Genomic DNA, 19,882 nt, shown 5'->3' with positions numbered 1-19,882 from the left:
CGGAGCCATTGCATGAACGCTGTCACAAAGATCACCCCGCACACCGACTACAAGATTGCCGACATCTCCCTGGCCGATTGGGGCCGCAAGGAGCTGGACATCGCCGAGCACGAAATGCCGGGCCTGATGTCGATCCGCCGCAAGCACGCGCAGACCAAGCCGCTGAAGGACGTGCGCATCACCGGCTCGCTGCACATGACCATCCAGACCGCCGTGCTGATCGAAACGCTCAAGGACATCGGCGCCGATGTGCGCTGGGCCTCGTGCAACATCTTCTCCACCCAGGACCACGCCGCCGCGGCGATCGCCGCGACCGGCACCCCCGTGTTCGCCTGGAAGGGCGAGACGCTGGAAGAGTATTGGGACTGCACCCTGGACGCGCTGACCTTCACCCTGCCCGACGGCACCCTCACCGGCCCGGAGCTGGTGGTGGACGACGGCGGCGACGTCACCCTGCTGATCCACAAGGGCTACGAGCTCGAAAACGGCAGCACCTGGGTGGACGAGCCAGCCTCCTCGCACGAAGAGGGCGTCATCAAGGCGTTGCTCAAGCGTGTCGCCGTCGAGCGCCCGGGCTACTGGGGTCGCGTGGTCAAGGACTGGAAGGGCGTCTCCGAAGAGACCACCACCGGCGTGCACCGCCTGTATCAGATCGCCGAAGCCGGCAAGCTGCTGATCCCGGCCATCAACGTCAACGACTCGGTCACCAAGAGCAAGTTCGACAACCTCTACGGCTGCCGCGAGTCGCTGGCCGATGGCCTCAAGCGCGCAATGGACGTGATGCTGGCCGGCAAGGTCGCCGTGGTCTGCGGCTACGGCGATGTCGGCAAGGGCAGCGCTGCCTCGCTGCGCGCCTATGGCGCCCGCGTGATCGTCACTGAAATCGACCCGATCTGCGCATTGCAGGCGTCGATGGAAGGTTTCGAAGTCAACACCATCGAATCCACCCTGGGCCGTGCCGACATCTACGTCACCACCACCGGCAACAAGGACATCATCACCGTCGAGCACCTGCAGGCGATGAAGGACCAGGCCATCGTCTGCAACATCGGCCACTTCGACAACGAGATCCAGGTCGATGCGCTCAAGGCGCTGAAGGACATGCAGAAGATCAACATCAAGCCGCAGGTGGACAAGTACGTGTTCCCCAACGGCAACGCGATCTTCCTGCTGGCCGACGGCCGCCTGGTGAACCTGGGCTGCGCCACCGGCCACCCGAGCTTCGTGATGTCCAACTCGTTCGCCAACCAGACCCTGGCCCAGATCGACCTCTGGGAAAAGCGCGACACCTACGAGAAGAAGGTCTACATCCTGCCCAAGCACCTTGATGAAGAAGTTGCGCGTCTGCACCTGGAAAAGATCGGCGTGAAGCTGACCACCCTCACCAAGGACCAGGCCGACTACCTCGGCGTGGACGTGGCTGGCCCGTACAAGCCGGATCATTACCGCTATTGATCCATCGGCAAACCATCGCCATGCAAACAAAAACGGGCGCCGCAAGGCGCCCGTTTTTGTTTGCGATCAGCGGGAACTCCGCCTGACCACGATGCTGTCCCACATCTGCGCAACGTTGGCCTCCACCTCACTACCGGGAGCCAGCATAACCATCCGCCTGCCGGACCAGCCGCCGTGCACCCCACCCACCTTGAAACCGCACCAGGGCCTCACTCCATGACGGTATCAGCCAGCACGTACACCGAGATCTGGATGCGGCTGCGCGCGTCATACGGCTCGCGGCCCCAACCGCCCCATCGCGCGTGCAGTCGCAAACCGGCGATCTGCGCCATGAGGTCCAGTTCCGACGGCCAAACGTAACGTCGACGCTCGGAAAAGATGCGCGTGCCGTCCTCGCTCAGAACGACCACCCGTTGATCGATTCGCTGTTTCACCGGATCGGGTTGCGAGCACACCAACATGACGGCGGCGCCCTCGCTCTGCGTCTCCGGCATGTCGAGCACCTGGCTTATCTTTCCGCTGCCGTCGAACACTTCGGCACCGGGCACCGCGGTCTGGATCACCAGCATGCCATTGGGCGCCAGGCACTGCGCGGCATTGATGACGCAGCGCAACTGCTCGGCCTGAGTGAGCAGGTAGCCAAACGCATTCACCGCGTAGATCAGACCAAACGGCCCGCTCAACGGCAGGTCGGCAAAATCAGCGCAGATCAGTTGAAGCTGATCGCTACCGGGTTTGGCGCGCAATGCATCGAGCATTGCGCGCGCATTATCGATGCCGGTCACTGGCACGCCGCATTGGGCCAACGGCAGTGCAATGCGCCCGCTGCCAATGCCCAACTCCAGCGATGCACGGCCACCGGCGAAGTCGGCCAGGGTTTGCACGCAGCGCTGCAGTGCCTGTGTCGGCCAACGATCATGGAAGCTGTCGTAGAACGCAGCCATCCGATCGTATTGAGAATTGCCGGACATACTGCGCGCTCGTGTTCAAAACGGTTTGGCCATAGTACGCGGCGACGAAGCTGGAATGTTCGCGGTGGAGACAATGACTCGAAGTACTACGTATGCCGCTACAGGTTTGCGTAACCGGGTTTGCTCAATACAGGTCATACCTGGTCTATTGAGGTGTGTTTAGACAACCTTCGTCCTCGAACACATTCTTCACAAATCAGCATGCCGATGACCTCGGCCTTTAAGGAGATCGTTATGACACGTCTTTTTCATGCTCTGCGGCGTTGGATCCAGACCATCGTTGGCCGCAAGCTCGGTTACATCTACACCTATTAACCCTTCACGCTGTCACGGGAGGCGAGACCTCCTTCCGTGACAGCTTGGCATCGCCGGTCCGCTCCGCCTCCATAATGCACCGCCTGCGTCTTCGTCGGCCACACCCAAATGCGCATGAATTCAGGTTGCAGGCAAGCTATCCCCCCTGGCCCGGTTGGACACTGGGCATTCGGCAACCGGCGGCAGTTCTCTGAAAATCCCTTGGCATTCCTGCAATCGTGCGTGCGCATGCACGGCGATGTGGTCAGGGTCGCAAAACGCACGTATCTGCTCGCCGCACCGGCCATGATCGCTACGGTGCTGGGTGATGACGGAACACTCTACGGCAAGACCGATACTGACCCGAGCGCGCGGCGCGCGGCGTTTCCCGCTTCGTTGATGAATAGCACTGGCGCAGCCTGGCGGCACAAGCGGCAGACGCTGCAGCCTGCGTTTCGTGCAGCCCTGGTGCGCGACTCCGCAGCACAGGCAGCGGCTGTCACCCTGTCGCTTCTACGCGAACAGGGCGAGTCCATCGCTGAACAGGACATGCGCACGCTGATGACTGCACTATGCGCGCAATTGGCCGCCGGCTTTCTGCTCGGGAATCTGGCCCATGCACTGGACCTGCTGCGCATGCTGCCGATGGTCGATGCGATCTTGCAGCAGACGCGCCATCAATCCCTTGCGCCGACGTGGTGGCCATCGGCGCACCGGTATCGCCTGCGCCGCGCACGCGCGGATCTCAACATGGCGCTGGAACGCATTTTGGCGCGCAGTACGCAGCAGCCCTCGCATGCAGCATCGGTCCTAGCGCTCCTAATGGCCGACGCTACGCGAGGCGGCAGCGACTGGTGCTGCGACGAAGCGGCAGCGATGCTGATGTCCGCACTGGAACCAATGGCGGCAGCACTGACCTGGACCTTGCTGCTGCTGGCGCAGCATCCGCACGTGGCGCAGCGAGTGGCGCAGGAAGCAGCCGGACTGGACGATGCTGACGCCGCAGCCGGCACCGGGTTGCTCGACCGCTTGCCGCACGCACGGGCCTGCGTGAAAGAGGCGATGCGCCTGTATCCGCCGGCCTGGATGACCGCGCGGATCGCGCAACGCGACACCACCTTGAACGGCTTCCATGTCCCCCGCGGCACCCAACTGCTGATCAGCCCATGGGTCGTGCACCGCGACGAACGGCATTTTCCCGAGCCCGAGGCTTTCCTGCCCGCACGCTGGCTGGACGAGACCGCCACCCACACGCTGACGCGCTACAGCTACTTCCCATTCGGTGGCGGCCCACGCAGTTGCATCGGCAGCATGCTGGCCCTCACCCAGATGACCGCGGTCATCGCCACCGTGTTGCGTGAGCGCAGCTTGCATCTGGCTGCCGACGCTCGCCCCACGCCGTTCCCCGCGCTCGTGCTGAGGCCACTGGATGTGCGCATCGCACTGCGCCCACGATCCGACATCGCATCTCGCTTGGGCACCATCACATGAATCATCCGCACGTTCGCGAAAAAATCAGGGAATATCCAAACCGATTCTTCGACTCCAGCGTGTGGAACGATCTGGCCCTGCGCGAAGGAGATATCGTGATCGCCAGTTACGCCAAGGCCGGCACGACCTGGCTGCAGCAGATCGTGGCGCAACTGCTCTTCCGCGGCGAAGCGGAGATCGACGTCTCGGCCATTTCTCCTTGGGTCGACGGCGTCTATCCGGATAAGGCCACCAAGCTCGCGCTGCTGGACGCGCAGAGCCATCGACGCTTCATGAAGACACACTTGCCAGCCGATGCACTGGTCACCAGCGCACTCGTCAAGTATCTGTACATTGGCCGCGATGGACGCGACATTGCACTGAGCCTGTATGACCATCAATGCGCGTTGCGCCAGGATGCGCAGATAGGTCTGGACGCTGGCACTGCCGAACCCGGCAAGCTGCGCGTGCTGCCACCGCCGCGCCTGACGCGCGATGCCTATGTGGCGCAGTGGCTGGAACAGGACGGGGCGCCCTTCTGGCCGTTATGGGAAGGCGTCCGTTCGTGGTGGGAACGGCGCGCGGATGCGAACGTGCTGCAACTTCACTACAACGACTTGCTCGACGACCTGCCCGGCCAAATCCACCGCATCGCCGCCTTTCTCCACATCCCGATTCCGCCCGGCAAATGGGACACGATCGTGGCGCACTGCCGCTTCGACTACATGCGACAGCATGCAACGCGCTACGTGCCGCAGGGGTCCGGACTATGGCGCGAAGGCGGCAAAGCATTCTTCAACCAGGGCCGCAGTGGCCGCTGGCGCACTGCCCTGCCGGATGCACTCAATCATGCATATGTGCAACGCGCACATGCGGAACTTGGCGTAGACGCAGCACAGTGGATGGCCCACGGCCAGGCGCGACCGGCATGAGTCTCCAACTCATTGGCGCCGGTCTGGGCCGCACTGGCACCCTGTCCCTGAAGTTGGCGCTTGAGCGGCTCGGTGTGGGCCGCTGCTACCACGCGATGGAATTGGCAGCGAATCTGCGTCACGACTTGCCACGCTGGGAGGCGGCGATCGACGGGCACCCGGATTGGGACGCACTGTTCGCTGGCTATGCGGCGACGACCGACTACCCCGGCTGCCGTTTCTGGGAGGAATTGTCCGCGCACTTCCCGCACGCCAAGGTGATCCTGACCGTGCGCGATCCGGACGCGTGGTTCGATTCCGTCAGCGCGACGATCTTCTCCGGCGACAGCAGCGTGCCGTCGCTGTTTGGTGCTCAGGGTCAACGCGTGAGCCGCTTCTTGCGTCGCGATCTGGAGGGAAATGTCGGTGATCGCGCTTTCATGACCGACTACTTCCGCCGCTGGAACCAATCCGTGATCGCGCGTGTACCGGCGCCGCGCCTCTTGGTGCTCGATGCCGACGCCGAATCGCACTGGGCACGTCTGTGCGCATTCCTGGAGCTGCCAGTGCCGGCGCTCCCCTATCCGCGCGTCCATGCGCGTGGTGTGGGCGGCGCACCGGCGCGTCGGCTGCCGACGGAACCGGCACTGATCGAACACTGCATGCGCGACTACCTGGAACGGCTCACCGAAGAGGCCTTCCTGCCCCCGACAGGCACATAACCGCTTTGGGGTGCGTGGATCATGCAACGCCGAACGCCGCGTCCACGCCGCAAACAGCGAGCGGACGATACGCATCACGTCTCCGGAAAATGCGCTGGAGGCATGCGACTGGTCGTGAATCACACGGGTGGCCTGTGGCGATCTGCCATTGCAGCGTCGCCAAACGCGTCACGGCCGCCAGTTCGCATTCGCTTCCCAGAACGCCACGCTACGCCGATAGGCATCGCGGTCCAGCGGCGTGCCCGAGCCACCCTCTTCCACACCCAAGGCATTGCGCAACATGGTGATCGGTGCCATCGGAATTTCGTCCGGCTCTGCGGTGTAGAGACAACCGACCACACCCCAGTCAGCCTCGATGGGCGTGCCTTCCTTGGCCAACTGCTCGCGGCTGTAGAGGATGGGCAGCAGATAGGCGGCCACCGTTGGCTCGACACCTTCGAACCAACGCACCAGCACGGCCAATTCCTGCGTGCTGCGCGCCTCGTAGCCGGAACGCAGCAGGTGCCGGTTGTCATCGGTGATGGGAATAGTGAGGCAGCGGGTCGAAGTCCAGTTGCGGTGCACATGCAATTGGCAAAACGGCGCATAGCCCTCGATCACGCGTAGCGGCGCAGCGTCGTTGAGCCGCTGGATGAACTGCTCCGGCGTGCAGTCCTGGATGGCATTGCGACGCCCATCGCGCGGAAACAGGCGGGTGCGGGCGAACGGGGTCAAGACGATCGACATGAGCAGACTGTGCGGCGACAAAGAGCGCCAGGGTAGCGCGCAGGCGTCCGCACGACTACGTTGAATCACCATCAGCCGACCGCGCGGCGATCGGACTGGCGCGCGCACCTACTCAGCCTGGTTTCGGGCAGTCACCAAACACCCACCGACACCATGCAGGTACGCATCACGCAGCGGTGTGGCGCACGCGGTGGAGCTGGATCCGTCTGGCAACCACCCAATGCGGGGGTTCGCCAGCGCTACCAGATCAAATCGTCCGGCACCTTGAACTGGCTGTAGTAGTCGTCATCGCTATCGGGCGCGGCCGGCGCGCTGTTGCGTCCGTGGTCCAGCACCACGGCATCGGCATCGCGGCTGTAAACCTTGTCGGCGGCCGCGCGCGGAATCAGCTCAAAACCATCACCGTAGCGCACGATCACCAGCGCGCCGTTGGCCAACTGGCTGCGCAGCACCGTGTTCACCAGCACGCTGCGGATCACGCTGCCGTCGTTGAAGCGGTAGTCGATCTCGCCTTCGCGCTTGACCTTGTTGGTCTCCACGATCTGCCGCACCTGCGCGAGCACTTCCTGCCGGCGCACCTGCACGTTGCGCTCTTCGGCCAGCGCACGATCGCGCTCGGCACGCTCGGCCTGCAGGCGCGCCGCATCGACCTTGTCCGACGCCGCCGGCTGCACCGCCGCGCCCTTGGCATGGCGCTGTTTGACCTGTTCGCGCGCAACCTTGTCCACCTGGGCTTTTTTCACCAGGCCGGCCTTGAGCAGCTGTTCTTGCAATGGATTGCGCATCGGGAGGCTGGGCAGTGGACTGGCGCCTAGTTTAACGCGGCCAGCGCCACCCCATCGTCGTAGCCGGGCCGGGCCGTTGGCAATGCCGGTGGTCCGGATTGCGGCCGTGCCGCTGCCAGACGCAGCCATCCGCGCGTTCGGGCATATCGCCGCTGCGGCAAGCTATTGCTGCTCGGCGCGATGCGGATGCAGCGTGCAAGCCGCGCATCGGCACCTTGGCTTTGCCGCACGAGGGCAGCGCGGCATGCGAAGGTGACGTGCACGGTGCCGGCAGTAAACAACACGAAGCAGCTGATCTATGTCAACAGAGACGTTCTGGCCAGATGCGCCGGCCACGTTGCATGCGCCGCATGCTAACGATGAGCTTTGCCTATCGCCAAGCCTTGATTCAACAAGGCAGGTGCAGGCGAGATTGCAACGGCCGCCTGGCTCACTGATTTTTGCGACCAATCGCGCCGTTGGCGCCGAACCCCGCGCCCAGTTTGCCAGCCATCTGCAGTGAATACGTATGCACAACACCCATGCTGCGCCGCGATGCACGCTTAGCATCACTGCGCGCTGCACACCGTGCGCGCGCTTTCCGGAACAGGGGCCGGAAGCCTTGATGCGGGCATCGTGCACTGCGCGTCGGCCTGCGCTTACCACTGGAGATCGATCCGATGCGCAACACGCCTGCTCATGCTCCACCCTCACTGATACAACGCGGTGTCCGTCTCTTGCTGACTGCATTGGTCCTGCTGGTGACCACCGCCAACGCGCAGGCCGATGTCATCCTGCACGCCTTCAACTGGCCGTATGCCACCGTGGAAGCGCGCGCCAAGCAGATTGCCGATGCCGGCTATCGCAAGGTATTGGTCGCCCCCGCGTACCGCTCCGAAGGAAGTGCCTGGTGGGTGCGCTATCAACCCCAGGACATCCGCCTGATCGACAATCCGCTCGGCGACACCGTTGCATTCAAGAAGATGGTCCAGGCGCTGGCCAGCAACGGTGTGGAAACCTATGCCGACATCGTGTTCAACCACATGGCCAACGAAGCGGCCACACGCTCGGACCTCAATTACCCAGGCGGCGCGGTCCTGTCGCAGTACGCGGCAAACCCCGGCCGTTACGATTCGCTGCGCTTGTTCGGCACGCTGCAGTCAAACTTCCTCAGCGCCAGCGATTTCGGCCCGGCGCAGTGCATCAGCAACTACAACGACGCTTACCAGGTGCGCAATTACCGTATCTGCGGCGGCGGCAGCGATCCAGGCCTGCCGGATTTGCTGGGCAACGACTGGGTGGTACAGCAGCAGCGCGCCTATCTGCAGGCGCTCAAGAGCATGGGCGTGACCGGCTTCCGGGTGGATGCGGCCAAGCACATGACGTTCGACCATCTCAATCGCGTCTTCGATGCCGGCATCCGATCGGGTGTGTATGTCTTCGGCGAAGTGATCACCGGCGGCGGTACGGGCAATGGCGATTACGACCAGTTCCTGGCGCCGTACCTGCAATCCACGCCGCATGCAGCCTACGACTTTCCGCTGTTCAATGCGGTGCGCAACGCGTTCGCCATTGGCGCCAGCATGCAGCAGCTGGTGGATCCCGCCGCGTCCGGACAGGCATTGCCGGGCAATCGCGCCGTGACCTTTGCAGTGACCCACGACATTCCCAACAACGCCGGATTCCGCTATGCGATTCTCGACCCGGTGGATGAAACGCTGGCCTACGCGTACCTGATCGGTCGCAACGGCGGCATGCCGATGCTTTATACCGACAACAACGAAAGCGGCGACAATCGCTGGGTCAACGCTTATCTACGCGACGATCTGCGCCGCATGATCGGCTTCCATAATGGCGTGCAGGGCACCGACATGCAGGTCTTGTCGTCCAGCTCCTGCCACATCCTGTTCCGTCGCGGCAGCCTGGGCATCGTGGGCATCAACAAGTGCGGCAACCCGGTCACCACCACGGTGGGAATGAACAACAGCGTATTGTACTGGAATGCCGATTACGTGGATGCCTTGGGCTCGGGCAACGTAGTGCGCATTTCCAGTAGTTCCTACACCTTTACGCTGCCGGCGCGCGGGGCGCGCATGTGGCGCCGCTGAGCGGCCACCACAATATGGCGATGACACTACGTTGCAGTGTTATCGTCGCTTGAAACGGCGACTGCGGCGTGCCTTGCGACTTCGCACGACGACGCTGCACCACGATCAAGGCCAGGCCCCGACGCGAACCGGCGTCGGGGCCTGGTTGTTTCTACGGGCTCGCGCCGATCGACTGCGCCAGGATGCCGTTGGGTGCAGCGCACATGCGCATTCGCATCGATGGACCGCTCCACGCGTTGCAGCCGGCGCGTTTTGTGCGGCACCGCGCACTGCGGTGGGCGAACGACGCTGGCAGCGGCGCACGACTGGTGCGCGCCGAACCCAACTTCTGCAGATAGCGTACGGCCGCAGGACTGCCGGCGTTGACCAGCGGCGTTCACCGTTGGCCAAGCGGATTGACCGACCTACCAGGCGAACGGTGCGGTGACCTGGCGTGCGCCGAGCATGAACGCATCTGCCACGTGCACGAACGGTGCAATATCCACTTCCGATTGGCCCGCGCGCACCAGCTGCACGAAGCGCCCGTACAAGCCGTCGTATTCGCTGGACGCTGGCAGCGCCTGCAGTTGCCCCTCGATGCGCAACTTGGCTCCGCCTTCGCTGAGCATCAGCATGCCCGCGGTGGTTTCCACTTCGATATCCCAGCGCTGGTGCCCGGTCTGCAGGAAATCGAATTCGGCCGTTACCGGGAGTCCTGCGGTGTCGACGAACGCGAGCCTGGCATACAGCGGCGCCTGACGGTTCTCCGGAGTGTGCAGTTCGGCATCGCGCAGCGCCAAGCTGCGCGGCAGCAGATGGGTCGCGATAGAGAGCGCATTGATGCCGGGGTCGAACACACCCATGCCGCCGGGTTCCAGAATCCAGTCCTGGCCCGGATGCCAATGGCGAATGTCTTCCTTCCAGGTGATATGCGCACGCACGAGTTGCTTGTCGGCCAGCCATGCACGGGCAGGCTCGACACCGGCGGCGCAGCGCGAATGCCAGCTGGTGAACAGGGTGCGTTGTGCACGCTGCGCCACGTCTTGCAGGTCATGAATTTCGGCGAGCGTGGCGGCCGGCGGCTTTTCCAGAAACACGTGGCGGCCAGCTGCCAACGCGGCCTGCGCCAATGCGTGCCGTCCGACCGGTGGCGTGCACAAGGCCACCGCCTCGATCTGCGGCTGCGCGGCAAAGGCGTCTTCCAGGGTGTGATAGGCGGGCACGCCGTCGACCGTGCCATGCCGGCTTACGGTGGCCACCAGCTGCACATCGTCGCGCGCCGCGATGGTCGGCACGTGCTGGTCGCGGGCGATCTTGCCGATCCCGACAAGGGCAATACGCAATGCGTCTGGATGCTTCATCGAAACCTTCGTGCTGGTAGGAGGCGGCAAGCGGCGCAAGCACCTGCTCACGCACACAGCTTGGGCAACGCTGCAGGGGCACGATGCGGGGAGCCCGCGACGGCGCAGTGTAAGGTCAGGGCGCGACCCACCGCGAGACATCGCTCCTGCTTGTTTTGCTATACCTGCGCGCTGGTCGTGGCGTACGGGCCGGCCTGCTTGCACCACGAATGGGCGTGGAGGGCCGCAGGCGCACTGGGCACGGCAGCGACACGTAGCGACGCTTGACCACCACGCCACCGACACGCGATTGACGCCGGCCCGCATACAGACCGGCGTCGCCACCGACACGCCGATGTGCCGTCGCCCTTGCAGGCTGCACCGATGTTGCATCACGTTTCGCTGGGCGTTCGTGCGATCGACGCCTCCGCCACCTTTTACGACGCGGCGCTGGGCGCGCTTGGCGATGTGCGGGTGTGGTCGGATCTGGAGCCGGGCACGCGCGACCAGGCGGTCGGCTACGGCAGGCCCGGCGGCGAAGACTGCCTGGCGTTAGAGCGTGTCATGTCCGTTGAGGTGAGTGCGAAGCGTCCTGTGGCGCGTCGAGACAAGGCGTGCGCCTTGCCCATGCTGGCCGCCTGGGCAAGGCGCGCAACGCGGTCTCGGCGCGCCACAGGGCACTTCCCGGAGGGTTGGCCGTCAGCGGCACGGAGCACGCGCCACGCGGCTTGCCTTGGCGCCAGCCACGCCGGCGCCACGCAGCACCCGCTCCGCACCGCTGACGGCCAACGCATCTCATCTCAACGGACATAACACGCTCTACAGCAACGTCAGGCCGCACGCTGCGCTCCGGGGGCCGGCTGTCACCTGGCATTTGCAGCCACCGATGCGTCAGCGGTGGACGCCTTCCATCGCGCTGCGCTACAGCACGGCGGCTGTTGCAATGGCGAACCAGGCTTGCGACCGGACGATGGCGACGATTAGTACGCCGCGTTCGTCATCGACCCCGACAGGCACCACATCGAAGCGGTGGTCGCCCGCAAGCCGCCACGCTAAGCGTCAGCATCGTGACCCAAGACCGGCATGGCGGTGGTTGGAGGCCCGCACGCGCGGCACGCTCACCGCGCAATGAAGGTCATGGCGATGCCTGCGTCAGGAAACGGTCGAAGTCGCCGATGTTCATGCTGCCCCAGCCCGACGCGAAGTCCCAACCGTAGCTCGCATTGTATCCATCGCGATACAGGCCATTGCTGCCGACCACGACGTCATGGGCGCGCTGCGCATCGTGGCGCTGGCTCGCGTACTGATAGATCTGCGGCGCGACGAAGCCCAGATTGGGATGCGACTGCAACAGCCGAGCGATATAGCCGGCGAAGGTCGGGGTGGCGGCACTGGTCCCCCACACATACCAGGCAGCCTCGTTACCCTGCGCATCGGTGCCGCGGATCTGCGCACTGCTGTAGAACGAGCCATTGAAGCTGACATCGGGTACAGCGCGGTAGCCGGAGGCCGTCTGCCCCGGCAGCAGGGTGCGCTGCCACTGCGGCGCATAGGCAATCTTGCTCACGCCGCCCTGGCTGAGTTGGCGGCCGACACCGGCATTCCAGACGCGCTCGGAGGCGTAGCTGCCGGGGTTGCCGCCCTGGGTCAGCAACTCGGTGGCGCCCACCGCGATCGCGTAGCGGTGCGAGGCCGGCCAACCGACCTGGCGCAGGTCCGGGCGCCCCGCCAGCGTGTCGTAATAAGGCGCGTTGGCGCGTGCGCTCAGCGGCAGGTAGACGCCATCGTCGCCGCTGCAGATCACGAAGTTCTGCCCCTGGCGCACCGCCTTGGTCAGGCTGGCGTCCATGGCCTGGAAGACCGCGTCGTCGACCTGGATTTCCTGCCCATAGATCGACATGCTGACCACGCGGGCCAGGTTGTCGTCGGCCGCGCGCGCCATGCCATCGATCATGCTGTTCCAGGAAAAATCCGGGATGTTGTAGATGATCAGGCGCTTCAACCCGCCGGCGCTGCCGACCAGCAACTGGGTATCCATGTCCCACTCGACTTCGGAATCCTTGCTGGCAGTGTTGGACTGATAGCCCGGTGCACCGGGTTCGCCCACCGTCACCACCGTGACCGGGGTGTGCAGGCCGTGCAGGGCCTGGAAGCTCTGCAGACGCACGAGGGTATGTTCCAGATTGCCGGCGGCAATGACCGCGCCGACGATATCGCTGGCCGGCGCCAGCGTATCGGCGCCGTAGGCGCTATTGAGCTCTTCGATGCTGTGGCGCACGACTTCTGCGCCGCCGCTATTGGCGGCCACCACGGCGCTACTGTTCGATAACGATGTGCGCGCGGCGCTCAGCGGCGCCCCGTGCGGCGCGACTTTTGCGCCGGCGGTACCGTCCAGGCCAACCACGCCTTGCACCACTGCCTGCAAGCCTGCCGGCACTGCGACCGCGCCCTGCGCGGCGGCAATGCCGACGCGGCCATCGGCACTCACTACACGCAGCGGGGTGCCAAGGGCGGCCTGCAATGCCGCCGCTGTCGCACGGACTTGCAGCAAGCGTCCATCGGTGGCCGGGCGCACATCGGTGATGCCATACCGGCTCAGATAGGCCTTGACCTGTGCGATCTGGCTGGTGGAAGCAGCCGATGCGCGGGCCAGTTGACCGCGCAACAGCGGATCGCCGCCATCGCGCATCAACCACTGCTCCACCGCCGCATGTTGCTGGCGCATGGCCACCTGTGGCTTGAGCACCAATCCCACCTGCAGGATGCGTTGCGGCGCCAGCGCGCCACCGCCGGCCAGTTGCGCAGGTGCCTGTTCGGCTGCCGGCGCGATACCGATCATACCCAGCGCAACGGCGCAAGCCAGGACAGCGTGAGAGAAAGAGCGCGTCACCATTCGTTTGCCGCCATTGATCGTGAGTTAACGGGCTGCGGATTCTCACGAGGCGGCAGTGGTTTCAGACGCGACAGTGCGAACTCTGTGTGCGTAAAACGATGCGGCCGCGAACTGACAGGCGAACCTCGTGCCGAGGTAGCTATGCGGTTGGGCGGTGGTGCGCCCGGCACTTGTCGATCGCCGGGCGCACGGCCCCTGCAGCCGCTGGCGCCGATCTTGGTGATGCGGCGAGTGGCTCGTTCTACATCTCCAGCACCACCTTGCCCAGGTGACTGCCCTGCTCCAGGTAACGATGTGCCGCAGCCGCTTCGCACAGCGGGAAGCGCTTGTCGAGCAGCACGCGCAGCTTGCCCTGCTCGATCCAGGGCCACACCACGCGTTCCACTTCCGCGGCCAGCCGGGCTTTTTCGTCTGCACTGCGTGGGCGTAGCGTCGAGCCGGTGATGACCGCCTGCTTGCGCATCAGCACCGGGATCGGCACCTTGATGGTGGCGCCGGCCTGCGAGGCGATGTAGACGATGCGTCCGTGCGGGTTGAGCGCTTCCAGGGTGTCGGCGAATACCGCAGCGCCCACCATGTCGAGCGCAACGTCCACACCGCCATGCGCCTTGGCCACCTCGACAAACGACGCAGTGGTGGAATCGATCGCCACATCGGCGCCCAACTCGCGTGCCTGTGCCGCCTTGCTGGCCGAGCGCGCGGTGGCCAGCACGTGCGCGCCCGCTGCCTTGGCCATCTGGATCGCCGTGACGCCGATGCCCGAGGTCGCACCATGCAACAGCAGCCATTGGCCCGCCGCGAGCCGACCGTGTTCGAACAGATTGGCGTAGGCAGTGAAGATGGTTTCCGGCAACGCCGCCGCGTGCACCAGATCCATGCCGGCAGGGATCGGCAGGACGTGACGCGCATCGACGGCGGCGTATTGCGCGTAACCGCCGCCACCCAGCAGTGCGCACACGCGGTCGCCCACCTGCCAGCGACCGGCCGGCTCGACGATTTCGCCGGCGATTTCCAGCCCCAGTGTTTCCGGCGCGCCAGGCGGCGGCGGATAGTGCCCGGCGCGTTGCAGCAGATCGGGGCGATTGATGCCGGCAGCATGCACGCGGATCAGCACCTGCCCCGGCGCAGGACGCGGGCGCGGTTGCTCGGTGGCGTACAGCGCGTCGGCGTCGCCCTTGCCGTCGCGGATGGCGATGGCGGTCATCGTGGTATCGCTCATGAAGGCGCTCCATGGAAAGTGCGCCCAGTGTAGGCGTGCAGACGTCAACGCCTGGCGCAGATGCACCCCACGGTTTCAAGCAGGCATTGCCGCAGCAGCAGCAAGCCAGCGATGGTGGGTCGTCGACAACGTCGTGGTGCTCCGTCGTGTTCAGAGACCGTGCGCACTGGACAAGCGGTCATCGTCGACAGCATCGCAAGGATCAACGCGCACAATCGGGCGGCTGCAGTCAGGCCATGCACTCGCAATGCAGATGCCGTCCACCCTGTCTTCGTCGAATCGACAGCCGCCAACACCACATCGCACGCAGTGGTTGGCCGGGTTCGACGACAGGCCTGAGACGGGGTAACCGCCATGCGGCAACATCGCTCAGCAGCGTGGCGCCATCCACCCTGGATTGCTCGGCCAATGCAGGCACACGGTCGTCGACGCTGTGCGCCAACGCGCCCCCGAGCCGGCGCCAAGCCCACCGCCTCTTGTTGCATGTCGCATTGCGACTAAATGAAGCGAAATGCTTGCGCTCGCCGAATGCGCCGCAGGTTCAAGCACGCAAGCGCGCGATGGCAGCACAGAAACCCCCAGAACCGGATGCGATTGCCCGCAAGCAACCCCAACCAGGCAGATGCTGCGCGGCCGCCCGCACTTCGGTGTCCAAGCCTATGCTGGTGTCTTGTTAACCACCAGGAGTCGCCATGCAACTGCCATGGAACGCGCGCGTCATCGCCCTCTGCGTGCTTGCACTGTCCGCGAGCACGCAGGTAAGCGCGGCGCAGGTGCGCATTGCGCAGGAAGCAGACGGCTACCGCTTATTGGTGGATGGCGCTCCCTTCGTGATCAAGGGTGCCGGCCTGGGCAATGGCAGCACGGAAACGCTGGCCGCACGCGGCGGCAATGCATTGCGCACCTGGCGCGTGGATCCAGACCCGCAACGCCAGCGCGCCCTGCTCGATCGCGCACAACGCAACGGCCTGAAAGTGGCGGTCGGCATCGAGCTCGGCAACCAGCGACATGGCTTCGATTACGACGATGCAGCGGCCGTAAAACAGCAACTGCAGCGCGTCCTCGCGCAGGTACGGCAATCGGCGGCGCATCCGGCGGTGCTGATGTGGGTGGTCGGTAACGAACTCAATCTGGATTACACCAATCCCAAGGTCTGGAACGCGGTCGGCGAGATCGCCGAGGCGATCCATGCCATCGACCCGGATCATCCGGTCACCACCACGCTGGCCGGTTTCGACAAGCAGCTGATCGACCAACTCAAGACGCGCGCGCCGGCACTGGACCTGATCGCCGTGCAGCTTTACGGCGATATCGCAGCGCTGCCGCAGAAGCTGCACGAGAGCGGGTGGCGCGGTCCTTACGTGGTCACCGAGTGGGGCCCCACCGGGCATTGGGAATCGCCGACCACTCGCTGGGGCGCACCGATCGAAGACGACAGCACGCGCAAGGCGCTCTTGCTGGAACAGCGCTACCGCAGCTACATCGCCAGCGATACCCGACAGGGGCTGGGCTCGTTCGTGTTCCTGTGGGGCGACAAGCAGGAGCGCACGCCCACCTGGTATGGCTTGTTCCTGCCTTCGGGTGAAGCCACGCCCAGCGTGGACACATTGCAACTGCTGTGGACCGGCCAGTGGCCGGCCAGCCGTGCGCCGGCGGTGTCGGCACTCACGCTGGCTGGCCAACGCGCCACCGACAGCGTGCGCCTTCGCCCGGGCCAGACCGTGACCGCACGCATTCGTGCCAGCGGCGCATCCGTACTGCGCTACGACTGGCATGTGCGCACCGAAAGCACCGCGCGCAGCATCGGTGGCGATCCCGAGACGCTGCCACCGCTGGTCGATGCCGCCATTGCGCCGAACCGCGTGGCCGGCGACCGCAGCGGCGCACGCGGTTCGGGCGAGGAGGTGCGTTTGATCGCGCCACCGCCGGGCAACTACCGTTTGTTTGTGGAAGTCCGCGATGACGCCGGCCGCGCCGGCTATGCCAACCTGCCTTTCCGCGTGCTGCCGCCCTCGCCCGCCCCGCGACAAGGCGCGCCGGAACCGTCGCAGCACGATATGCATTCATCGCGATGAAGCGATATTATCTCCAGACGATCCGCCGGAACCGCCGCGATGACGCATCTCAGTTTCGAGTTCTATCCGCCCAAGACCGATGATCAGCGCGCGCAACTGGACCGCACTGCAGCCAGGTTGAAGGGCTACGCGCCGGAGTACGTGTCGTGCACCTTCGGCGCCGGCGGCTCCACGCTCAGCTACACCTCCGAAACGGTGCGCCACCTCAAGCAGAAGCATGGCTTCGAAGCGGCGCCGCATCTGTCCTGCGTCGGCGGCAGCCGGCAGGAGATCCGCGAGCTGCTCAAGCTGTATCGCGCCATCGGCTGCACCCGCATCGTCGCGCTGCGTGGCGACCTGCCCTCGGGCATGGGCCATCCGGGCGACCTGCGTTACGCCTCGGACCTGATCGCCTTCATCCGCGCCGAACACGGCGACGCATTCCGGATCGAGGTCGGCGCCTATCCGGAAACCCATCCGCAGGCGGCCGACGCGCTCAGCGACCTGCGCTATTTCAAGGCCAAGGTCGATGCCGGCGCCGATGCGGCCATCACCCAGTATTTCTACAACGCCGATGCCTACTTTCATTTCCGCGACGCAGTGCAGCGGATGGGCGTGGAGATACCGATCATTCCCGGCATCATGCCGATCTCCAATTTCTCGCAGCTGCGGCGGTTTTCCGAGCAGTGCGGCGCAGAGATTCCACGCTGGATCGGCAAGAAGATGCAGTCCTACGGCGACGACGCCGACGCGGTGCGCGCCTTCGGCGCAGAGGTCGTGGCGGCCTTGTGCGAGCGCCTGATCGCAGGCGGCGCGCCGGCATTGCACTTCTACACCCTCAATCTGGCCAAGCCGACCACGCAGGTGTTGCAGCTGCTCGGACGCTGAGCACCTGCTTCGCATTCCAGTCCTCGCTCTTGCACACCCGGGCGCATGTATGTCGCCAGCTCACACGCGCCCGGCTACGCTGCGCCGATGCATCGCCTTCTGCCCCTGTTGTTCTTGCTCTGCGCCTGTCCCGCCGCGCGCGCGCAGGCGCAGGAAATCCATCGCTGCGTCGCGCCGGACGGGCAAACCCTGTTCACCGACCGGCGCTGCGAAGACGTCGGCGCGGCCAGCCGCGCACCGCCTGCCATCCGCCCGCAGGGCAATACCGGCCTGTATCGCTACGGTTGCCCGCGGCGGCTGAGCGAACTGGTGTCGTTGCTGCAACTGGCGGTCGACAGCCGCGACGTCAACCGCCTGTCCAGCCTGTATCTGTGGAGCGGGCAATCCGATGCCGCCGCCAATCAGGTGCTGAGCCGCCTGGAAGCCATCGTGCAGCGCCCGTTGCTGGACATCGTGCCGATGTATCCGCAAAGCGACACCCCGACCTGGGACGCCGACACCACCACGCCCACACCGTCGCTGGATGGCAGCGCCATCGATGCGCCGCTCCCTACTCCGCCCAGCCGCCCGCGCCCCTGGGGACTGCGGCTGGAACAGAACCTCGCCAGTGGCACGCCGGCGCGCAGCGTGCTGCGACTACGCCGGCAATACAACTGCTTCTGGGTGACGTTCTAGCGGCGTATGCGTGGCATCGGGGCTGCGCGGGATCACCGCTGGATCGCTGCACGCCGCGGCAGGTATCGCGGGCATTGTGCGGGCGGTTCGGCCGTCAGACGCTGCGGTGCGCTCATTGCGGCCAGAGCGCGCGGATCGCCGCGATGCCCTGCGCGCCATGCGAGCGCGCCTGACGCACATCTTCGACCTGCATGCCGCCGAGCGCGTAGATCGGCAGCGAGACCTGTTCGCGCAAGGTCTCGAAACCGTCCCAGCCGATGGGTGTGGCGCCCGGATGCGAAGCGGTCGCCTGCACCGGGCCCAGCACCGCGAAGTCGCAGCCGATCCGTTGGGCGTTGCGCAAGTCGTCCAGGCCATGGCACGACGCGGCCACGAGTTGCTCTGCGGGCAGCGGGCGTTCCTGCAAACCGGCCAGCTGCTCCGATCCCAGATGCACGCCGATACCAAGGTCCGCAGCCAGTGCGATATCGCGATTGAGCAACAGTTGCGCACGCGCGCGGCCACGCAGGCGCATCACCTGCTGCAACAGCGCCTGCCAACGCGCAGGCGCCAGCTGCCGCGCACGCAGCTGGATCCGCGTGATCCCGTTCTGCAATGCAAGCTCCAGGCTCTCCAGCCAGCGCGTGTCGTCCTCCGGGTCGGGCGTGATCAGGTAACGGTCGGGCTGCCGTAGCGCACCCACCACCGGCACGTCGGCCGGCGGCATCGAATAACGCGCCAGCTTGTCTGCCGCCACCCAGGTCATGGCCTGTCCTTCGCGGCCGCGCGGGCTGCCTTTCCAGCTCGTGATATGACGCACCTCCAGGCGCAGCCGCTTGTCCGGATAGAGCTGTGGCACATCCATCACCCAATCGCCCACCTGCGCCTCGATGCCGAGCTCTTCATTGAGCTCGCGCACCAGCGCTTGTTCGGAGGTCTCGCCAGGCTCGCGCTTGCCGCCCGGAAATTCCCACAGGCCAGGCATGTCACGGGTTTCGGTGCGGCGGGTCAGCAGGATGCGCCCGCGGGGGTCGGTGATCACGCCGGCAACGACGTGAATGGATCGAAGAGAATCAGGCATGGCTGCAAGAGTGCCGCGAGTGAGCGGTGCAGCGCAATCAGGCCGGGATGCGGGATTCGGGATTTGCTAAGGAAGCTCTGAACAACGCACCACAGATACGCGACACTACCCGCCTCATCATGTAGAGGATCATCTATGCAGCTGACGTTCGGTGACGCTGAGGGCCTGGGCAAGCGCAAGCAGACCCGGCGCGAGATCTTCCTGGCCGAGATGGAGCAGGTGGTTCCGTGGCAGCAACTGCTCGGGCTGATCGCGCCGCGCTATCCGGTGTCGGGGCGGCCAGGGCGGCAGCCGTACGCCCTGGCGACGATGTTGCGGATTCATCTGCTGCAGCAGTGGTATGCGTTGAGCGA

The 19,882-nt window shown here is 65.1% G+C and carries 17 protein-coding genes and 1 pseudogene; 11 read left to right on the top strand and 7 right to left on the bottom strand.

The annotated features are described in order from the left end of the window. Nucleotides 1-12 precede the first annotated feature (12 nt). Nucleotides 13-1,455: an adenosylhomocysteinase gene (gene ahcY / locus F7R02_RS00100; protein ID WP_078586149.1), complete on the top strand. Its 1,443-nt coding sequence runs from the start codon at nucleotides 13-15 to the stop codon at nucleotides 1,453-1,455. A gap of 209 nt (nucleotides 1,456-1,664) precedes the next feature. On the opposite strand, the gene F7R02_RS00095 is transcribed toward ahcY, so the two are convergent. Continuing rightward, the gene (locus F7R02_RS00095) at nucleotides 1,665-2,426 is read right to left on the bottom strand and encodes a class I SAM-dependent DNA methyltransferase (protein WP_005927547.1); all 762 of its coding nucleotides are present in this window, start codon (nucleotides 2,424-2,426) and stop codon (nucleotides 1,665-1,667) included. 429 nt (nucleotides 2,427-2,855) lie between these two features. On the opposite strand from F7R02_RS00095, the gene F7R02_RS00090 reads away from it, so the two are divergent. Genes F7R02_RS00090 through F7R02_RS00080 form a run of 3 tightly spaced genes read left to right on the top strand, consistent with a single transcriptional unit; the run spans nucleotide 2,856 to nucleotide 5,823 of the window. Further along, nucleotides 2,856-4,211: a cytochrome P450 gene (locus F7R02_RS00090; protein WP_078590089.1), complete on the top strand. Its 1,356-nt coding sequence runs from the start codon at nucleotides 2,856-2,858 to the stop codon at nucleotides 4,209-4,211. Further along, entirely contained in the window at nucleotides 4,208-5,122 is a 915-nt protein-coding gene (locus F7R02_RS00085) for a sulfotransferase domain-containing protein (protein ID WP_078590080.1), read from the top strand. The genes F7R02_RS00090 and F7R02_RS00085 overlap by 4 nt, the downstream gene beginning before the upstream one ends. Continuing rightward, nucleotides 5,119-5,823: a sulfotransferase family protein gene (locus F7R02_RS00080; RefSeq protein ID WP_078516935.1), complete on the top strand. Its 705-nt coding sequence runs from the start codon at nucleotides 5,119-5,121 to the stop codon at nucleotides 5,821-5,823. Before F7R02_RS00085 ends, F7R02_RS00080 begins: the two co-directional genes overlap by 4 nt. A 168-nt stretch (nucleotides 5,824-5,991) precedes the next feature. Here F7R02_RS00080 and F7R02_RS00075 read toward each other — a convergent pair whose 3' ends face one another. Next, on the bottom strand, nucleotides 5,992-6,549 hold the full coding sequence (locus F7R02_RS00075) for a DUF3228 family protein (protein WP_033483996.1): 558 nt from the start codon (nucleotides 6,547-6,549) through the stop codon (nucleotides 5,992-5,994). A 239-nt stretch (nucleotides 6,550-6,788) separates the two neighbouring features. Continuing rightward, on the bottom strand, nucleotides 6,789-7,334 hold the full coding sequence (locus F7R02_RS00070) for a DUF2058 domain-containing protein (RefSeq protein ID WP_033483798.1): 546 nt from the start codon (nucleotides 7,332-7,334) through the stop codon (nucleotides 6,789-6,791). A 716-nt stretch (nucleotides 7,335-8,050) separates the two neighbouring features. On the opposite strand from F7R02_RS00070, the gene F7R02_RS00065 reads away from it, so the two are divergent. After that, the gene (locus tag F7R02_RS00065; protein ID WP_167520938.1) at nucleotides 8,051-9,421 is read left to right on the top strand and encodes an alpha-amylase family protein; all 1,371 of its coding nucleotides are present in this window, start codon (nucleotides 8,051-8,053) and stop codon (nucleotides 9,419-9,421) included. 404 nt (nucleotides 9,422-9,825) lie between these two features. Here the strand turns inward: F7R02_RS00065 and F7R02_RS00060 are convergent, their stop codons facing one another. Continuing rightward, complete coding sequence (locus F7R02_RS00060) at nucleotides 9,826-10,761, bottom strand: Gfo/Idh/MocA family protein (protein WP_005910858.1); 936 nt, start codon at nucleotides 10,759-10,761, stop codon at nucleotides 9,826-9,828. A gap of 363 nt (nucleotides 10,762-11,124) precedes the next feature. Between F7R02_RS00060 and F7R02_RS26805 the strand changes: the two genes are divergently transcribed. After that, nucleotides 11,125-11,553: a VOC family protein gene (locus F7R02_RS26805; RefSeq protein WP_078590082.1), complete on the top strand. Its 429-nt coding sequence runs from the start codon at nucleotides 11,125-11,127 to the stop codon at nucleotides 11,551-11,553. Between the two features lie 3 nt (nucleotides 11,554-11,556). After that, nucleotides 11,557-11,796, top strand: a pseudogene (locus F7R02_RS26800) (VOC family protein); the annotation flags it as partial. A gap of 79 nt (nucleotides 11,797-11,875) precedes the next feature. On the opposite strand, the gene F7R02_RS00040 reads toward F7R02_RS26800, so the two are convergent. Together F7R02_RS00040 and F7R02_RS00035 are read right to left on the bottom strand one after the other, a co-directional pair. Continuing rightward, nucleotides 11,876-13,633, bottom strand: coding sequence for a S53 family peptidase (locus F7R02_RS00040; RefSeq protein WP_078590083.1), 1,758 nt, complete (start codon nucleotides 13,631-13,633; stop codon nucleotides 11,876-11,878). A 241-nt stretch (nucleotides 13,634-13,874) separates the two neighbouring features. Continuing rightward, a complete protein-coding gene (locus F7R02_RS00035) occupies nucleotides 13,875-14,852 on the bottom strand; it encodes an NAD(P)H-quinone oxidoreductase (protein WP_078590084.1) in 978 nt (325 codons plus the stop codon). 692 nt (nucleotides 14,853-15,544) lie between these two features. On the opposite strand from F7R02_RS00035, the gene F7R02_RS00025 reads away from it, so the two are divergent. The 3 genes from F7R02_RS00025 to F7R02_RS00015 are packed head-to-tail and all read left to right on the top strand — an operon-like array spanning nucleotide 15,545 to nucleotide 18,469. Next, nucleotides 15,545-16,927: a glycoside hydrolase family 2 TIM barrel-domain containing protein gene (locus tag F7R02_RS00025; RefSeq protein WP_078590085.1), complete on the top strand. Its 1,383-nt coding sequence runs from the start codon at nucleotides 15,545-15,547 to the stop codon at nucleotides 16,925-16,927. 39 nt (nucleotides 16,928-16,966) lie between these two features. Beyond that, the gene (metF, locus tag F7R02_RS00020; protein WP_005910875.1) at nucleotides 16,967-17,794 is read left to right on the top strand and encodes a methylenetetrahydrofolate reductase [NAD(P)H]; all 828 of its coding nucleotides are present in this window, start codon (nucleotides 16,967-16,969) and stop codon (nucleotides 17,792-17,794) included. 45 nt (nucleotides 17,795-17,839) lie between these two features. Further along, a complete protein-coding gene (locus F7R02_RS00015) occupies nucleotides 17,840-18,469 on the top strand; it encodes a hypothetical protein (protein ID WP_078590086.1) in 630 nt (209 codons plus the stop codon). A 112-nt stretch (nucleotides 18,470-18,581) separates the two neighbouring features. Here the strand turns inward: F7R02_RS00015 and F7R02_RS00010 are convergent, their stop codons facing one another. Next, nucleotides 18,582-19,529: a Nudix family hydrolase gene (locus tag F7R02_RS00010; RefSeq protein ID WP_078590087.1), complete on the bottom strand. Its 948-nt coding sequence runs from the start codon at nucleotides 19,527-19,529 to the stop codon at nucleotides 18,582-18,584. Between the two features lie 135 nt (nucleotides 19,530-19,664). On the opposite strand from F7R02_RS00010, the gene F7R02_RS00005 reads away from it, so the two are divergent. Further along, nucleotides 19,665-19,882, top strand: a 218-nt coding sequence (locus tag F7R02_RS00005; RefSeq protein ID WP_151210031.1) for a transposase, incomplete at its 3' end; no start/stop codon positions are given.

The organism is Xanthomonas cissicola (assembly GCF_008801575.1).
GTDB classification, from domain to species: Bacteria; Pseudomonadota; Gammaproteobacteria; order Xanthomonadales; family Xanthomonadaceae; genus Xanthomonas; species Xanthomonas cissicola.
Note: the sequence above shows the minus strand (reverse complement) of the source record. Positions and strands in the feature narration are given on the sequence as shown.

Bases quoted from the DNA above. Each gene is read 5' to 3' on its own strand.
- ahcY (WP_078586149.1), top strand. From the start codon at position 13: ATGAACGCTGTCACAAAGATCACCCCGCACACCGACTACAAGATTGCC.
- F7R02_RS00095 (WP_005927547.1), bottom strand. From the start codon at position 2,426: ATGTCCGGCAATTCTCAATACGATCGGATGGCTGCGTTCTACGACAGC.
- F7R02_RS00090 (WP_078590089.1), top strand. From the start codon at position 2,856: ATGAATTCAGGTTGCAGGCAAGCTATCCCCCCTGGCCCGGTTGGACAC.
- F7R02_RS00085 (WP_078590080.1), top strand. From the start codon at position 4,208: ATGAATCATCCGCACGTTCGCGAAAAAATCAGGGAATATCCAAACCGA.
- F7R02_RS00080 (WP_078516935.1), top strand. From the start codon at position 5,119: ATGAGTCTCCAACTCATTGGCGCCGGTCTGGGCCGCACTGGCACCCTG.
- F7R02_RS00075 (WP_033483996.1), bottom strand. From the start codon at position 6,549: ATGTCGATCGTCTTGACCCCGTTCGCCCGCACCCGCCTGTTTCCGCGC.
- F7R02_RS00070 (WP_033483798.1), bottom strand. From the start codon at position 7,334: ATGCGCAATCCATTGCAAGAACAGCTGCTCAAGGCCGGCCTGGTGAAA.
- F7R02_RS00060 (WP_005910858.1), bottom strand. From the start codon at position 10,761: ATGAAGCATCCAGACGCATTGCGTATTGCCCTTGTCGGGATCGGCAAG.
- F7R02_RS26805 (WP_078590082.1), top strand. From the start codon at position 11,125: ATGTTGCATCACGTTTCGCTGGGCGTTCGTGCGATCGACGCCTCCGCC.
- F7R02_RS00040 (WP_078590083.1), bottom strand. From the start codon at position 13,633: ATGGTGACGCGCTCTTTCTCTCACGCTGTCCTGGCTTGCGCCGTTGCG.
- F7R02_RS00035 (WP_078590084.1), bottom strand. From the start codon at position 14,852: ATGAGCGATACCACGATGACCGCCATCGCCATCCGCGACGGCAAGGGC.
- F7R02_RS00025 (WP_078590085.1), top strand. From the start codon at position 15,545: ATGCAACTGCCATGGAACGCGCGCGTCATCGCCCTCTGCGTGCTTGCA.
- metF (WP_005910875.1), top strand. From the start codon at position 16,967: ATGACGCATCTCAGTTTCGAGTTCTATCCGCCCAAGACCGATGATCAG.
- F7R02_RS00015 (WP_078590086.1), top strand. From the start codon at position 17,840: ATGTATGTCGCCAGCTCACACGCGCCCGGCTACGCTGCGCCGATGCAT.
- F7R02_RS00010 (WP_078590087.1), bottom strand. From the start codon at position 19,529: ATGCCTGATTCTCTTCGATCCATTCACGTCGTTGCCGGCGTGATCACC.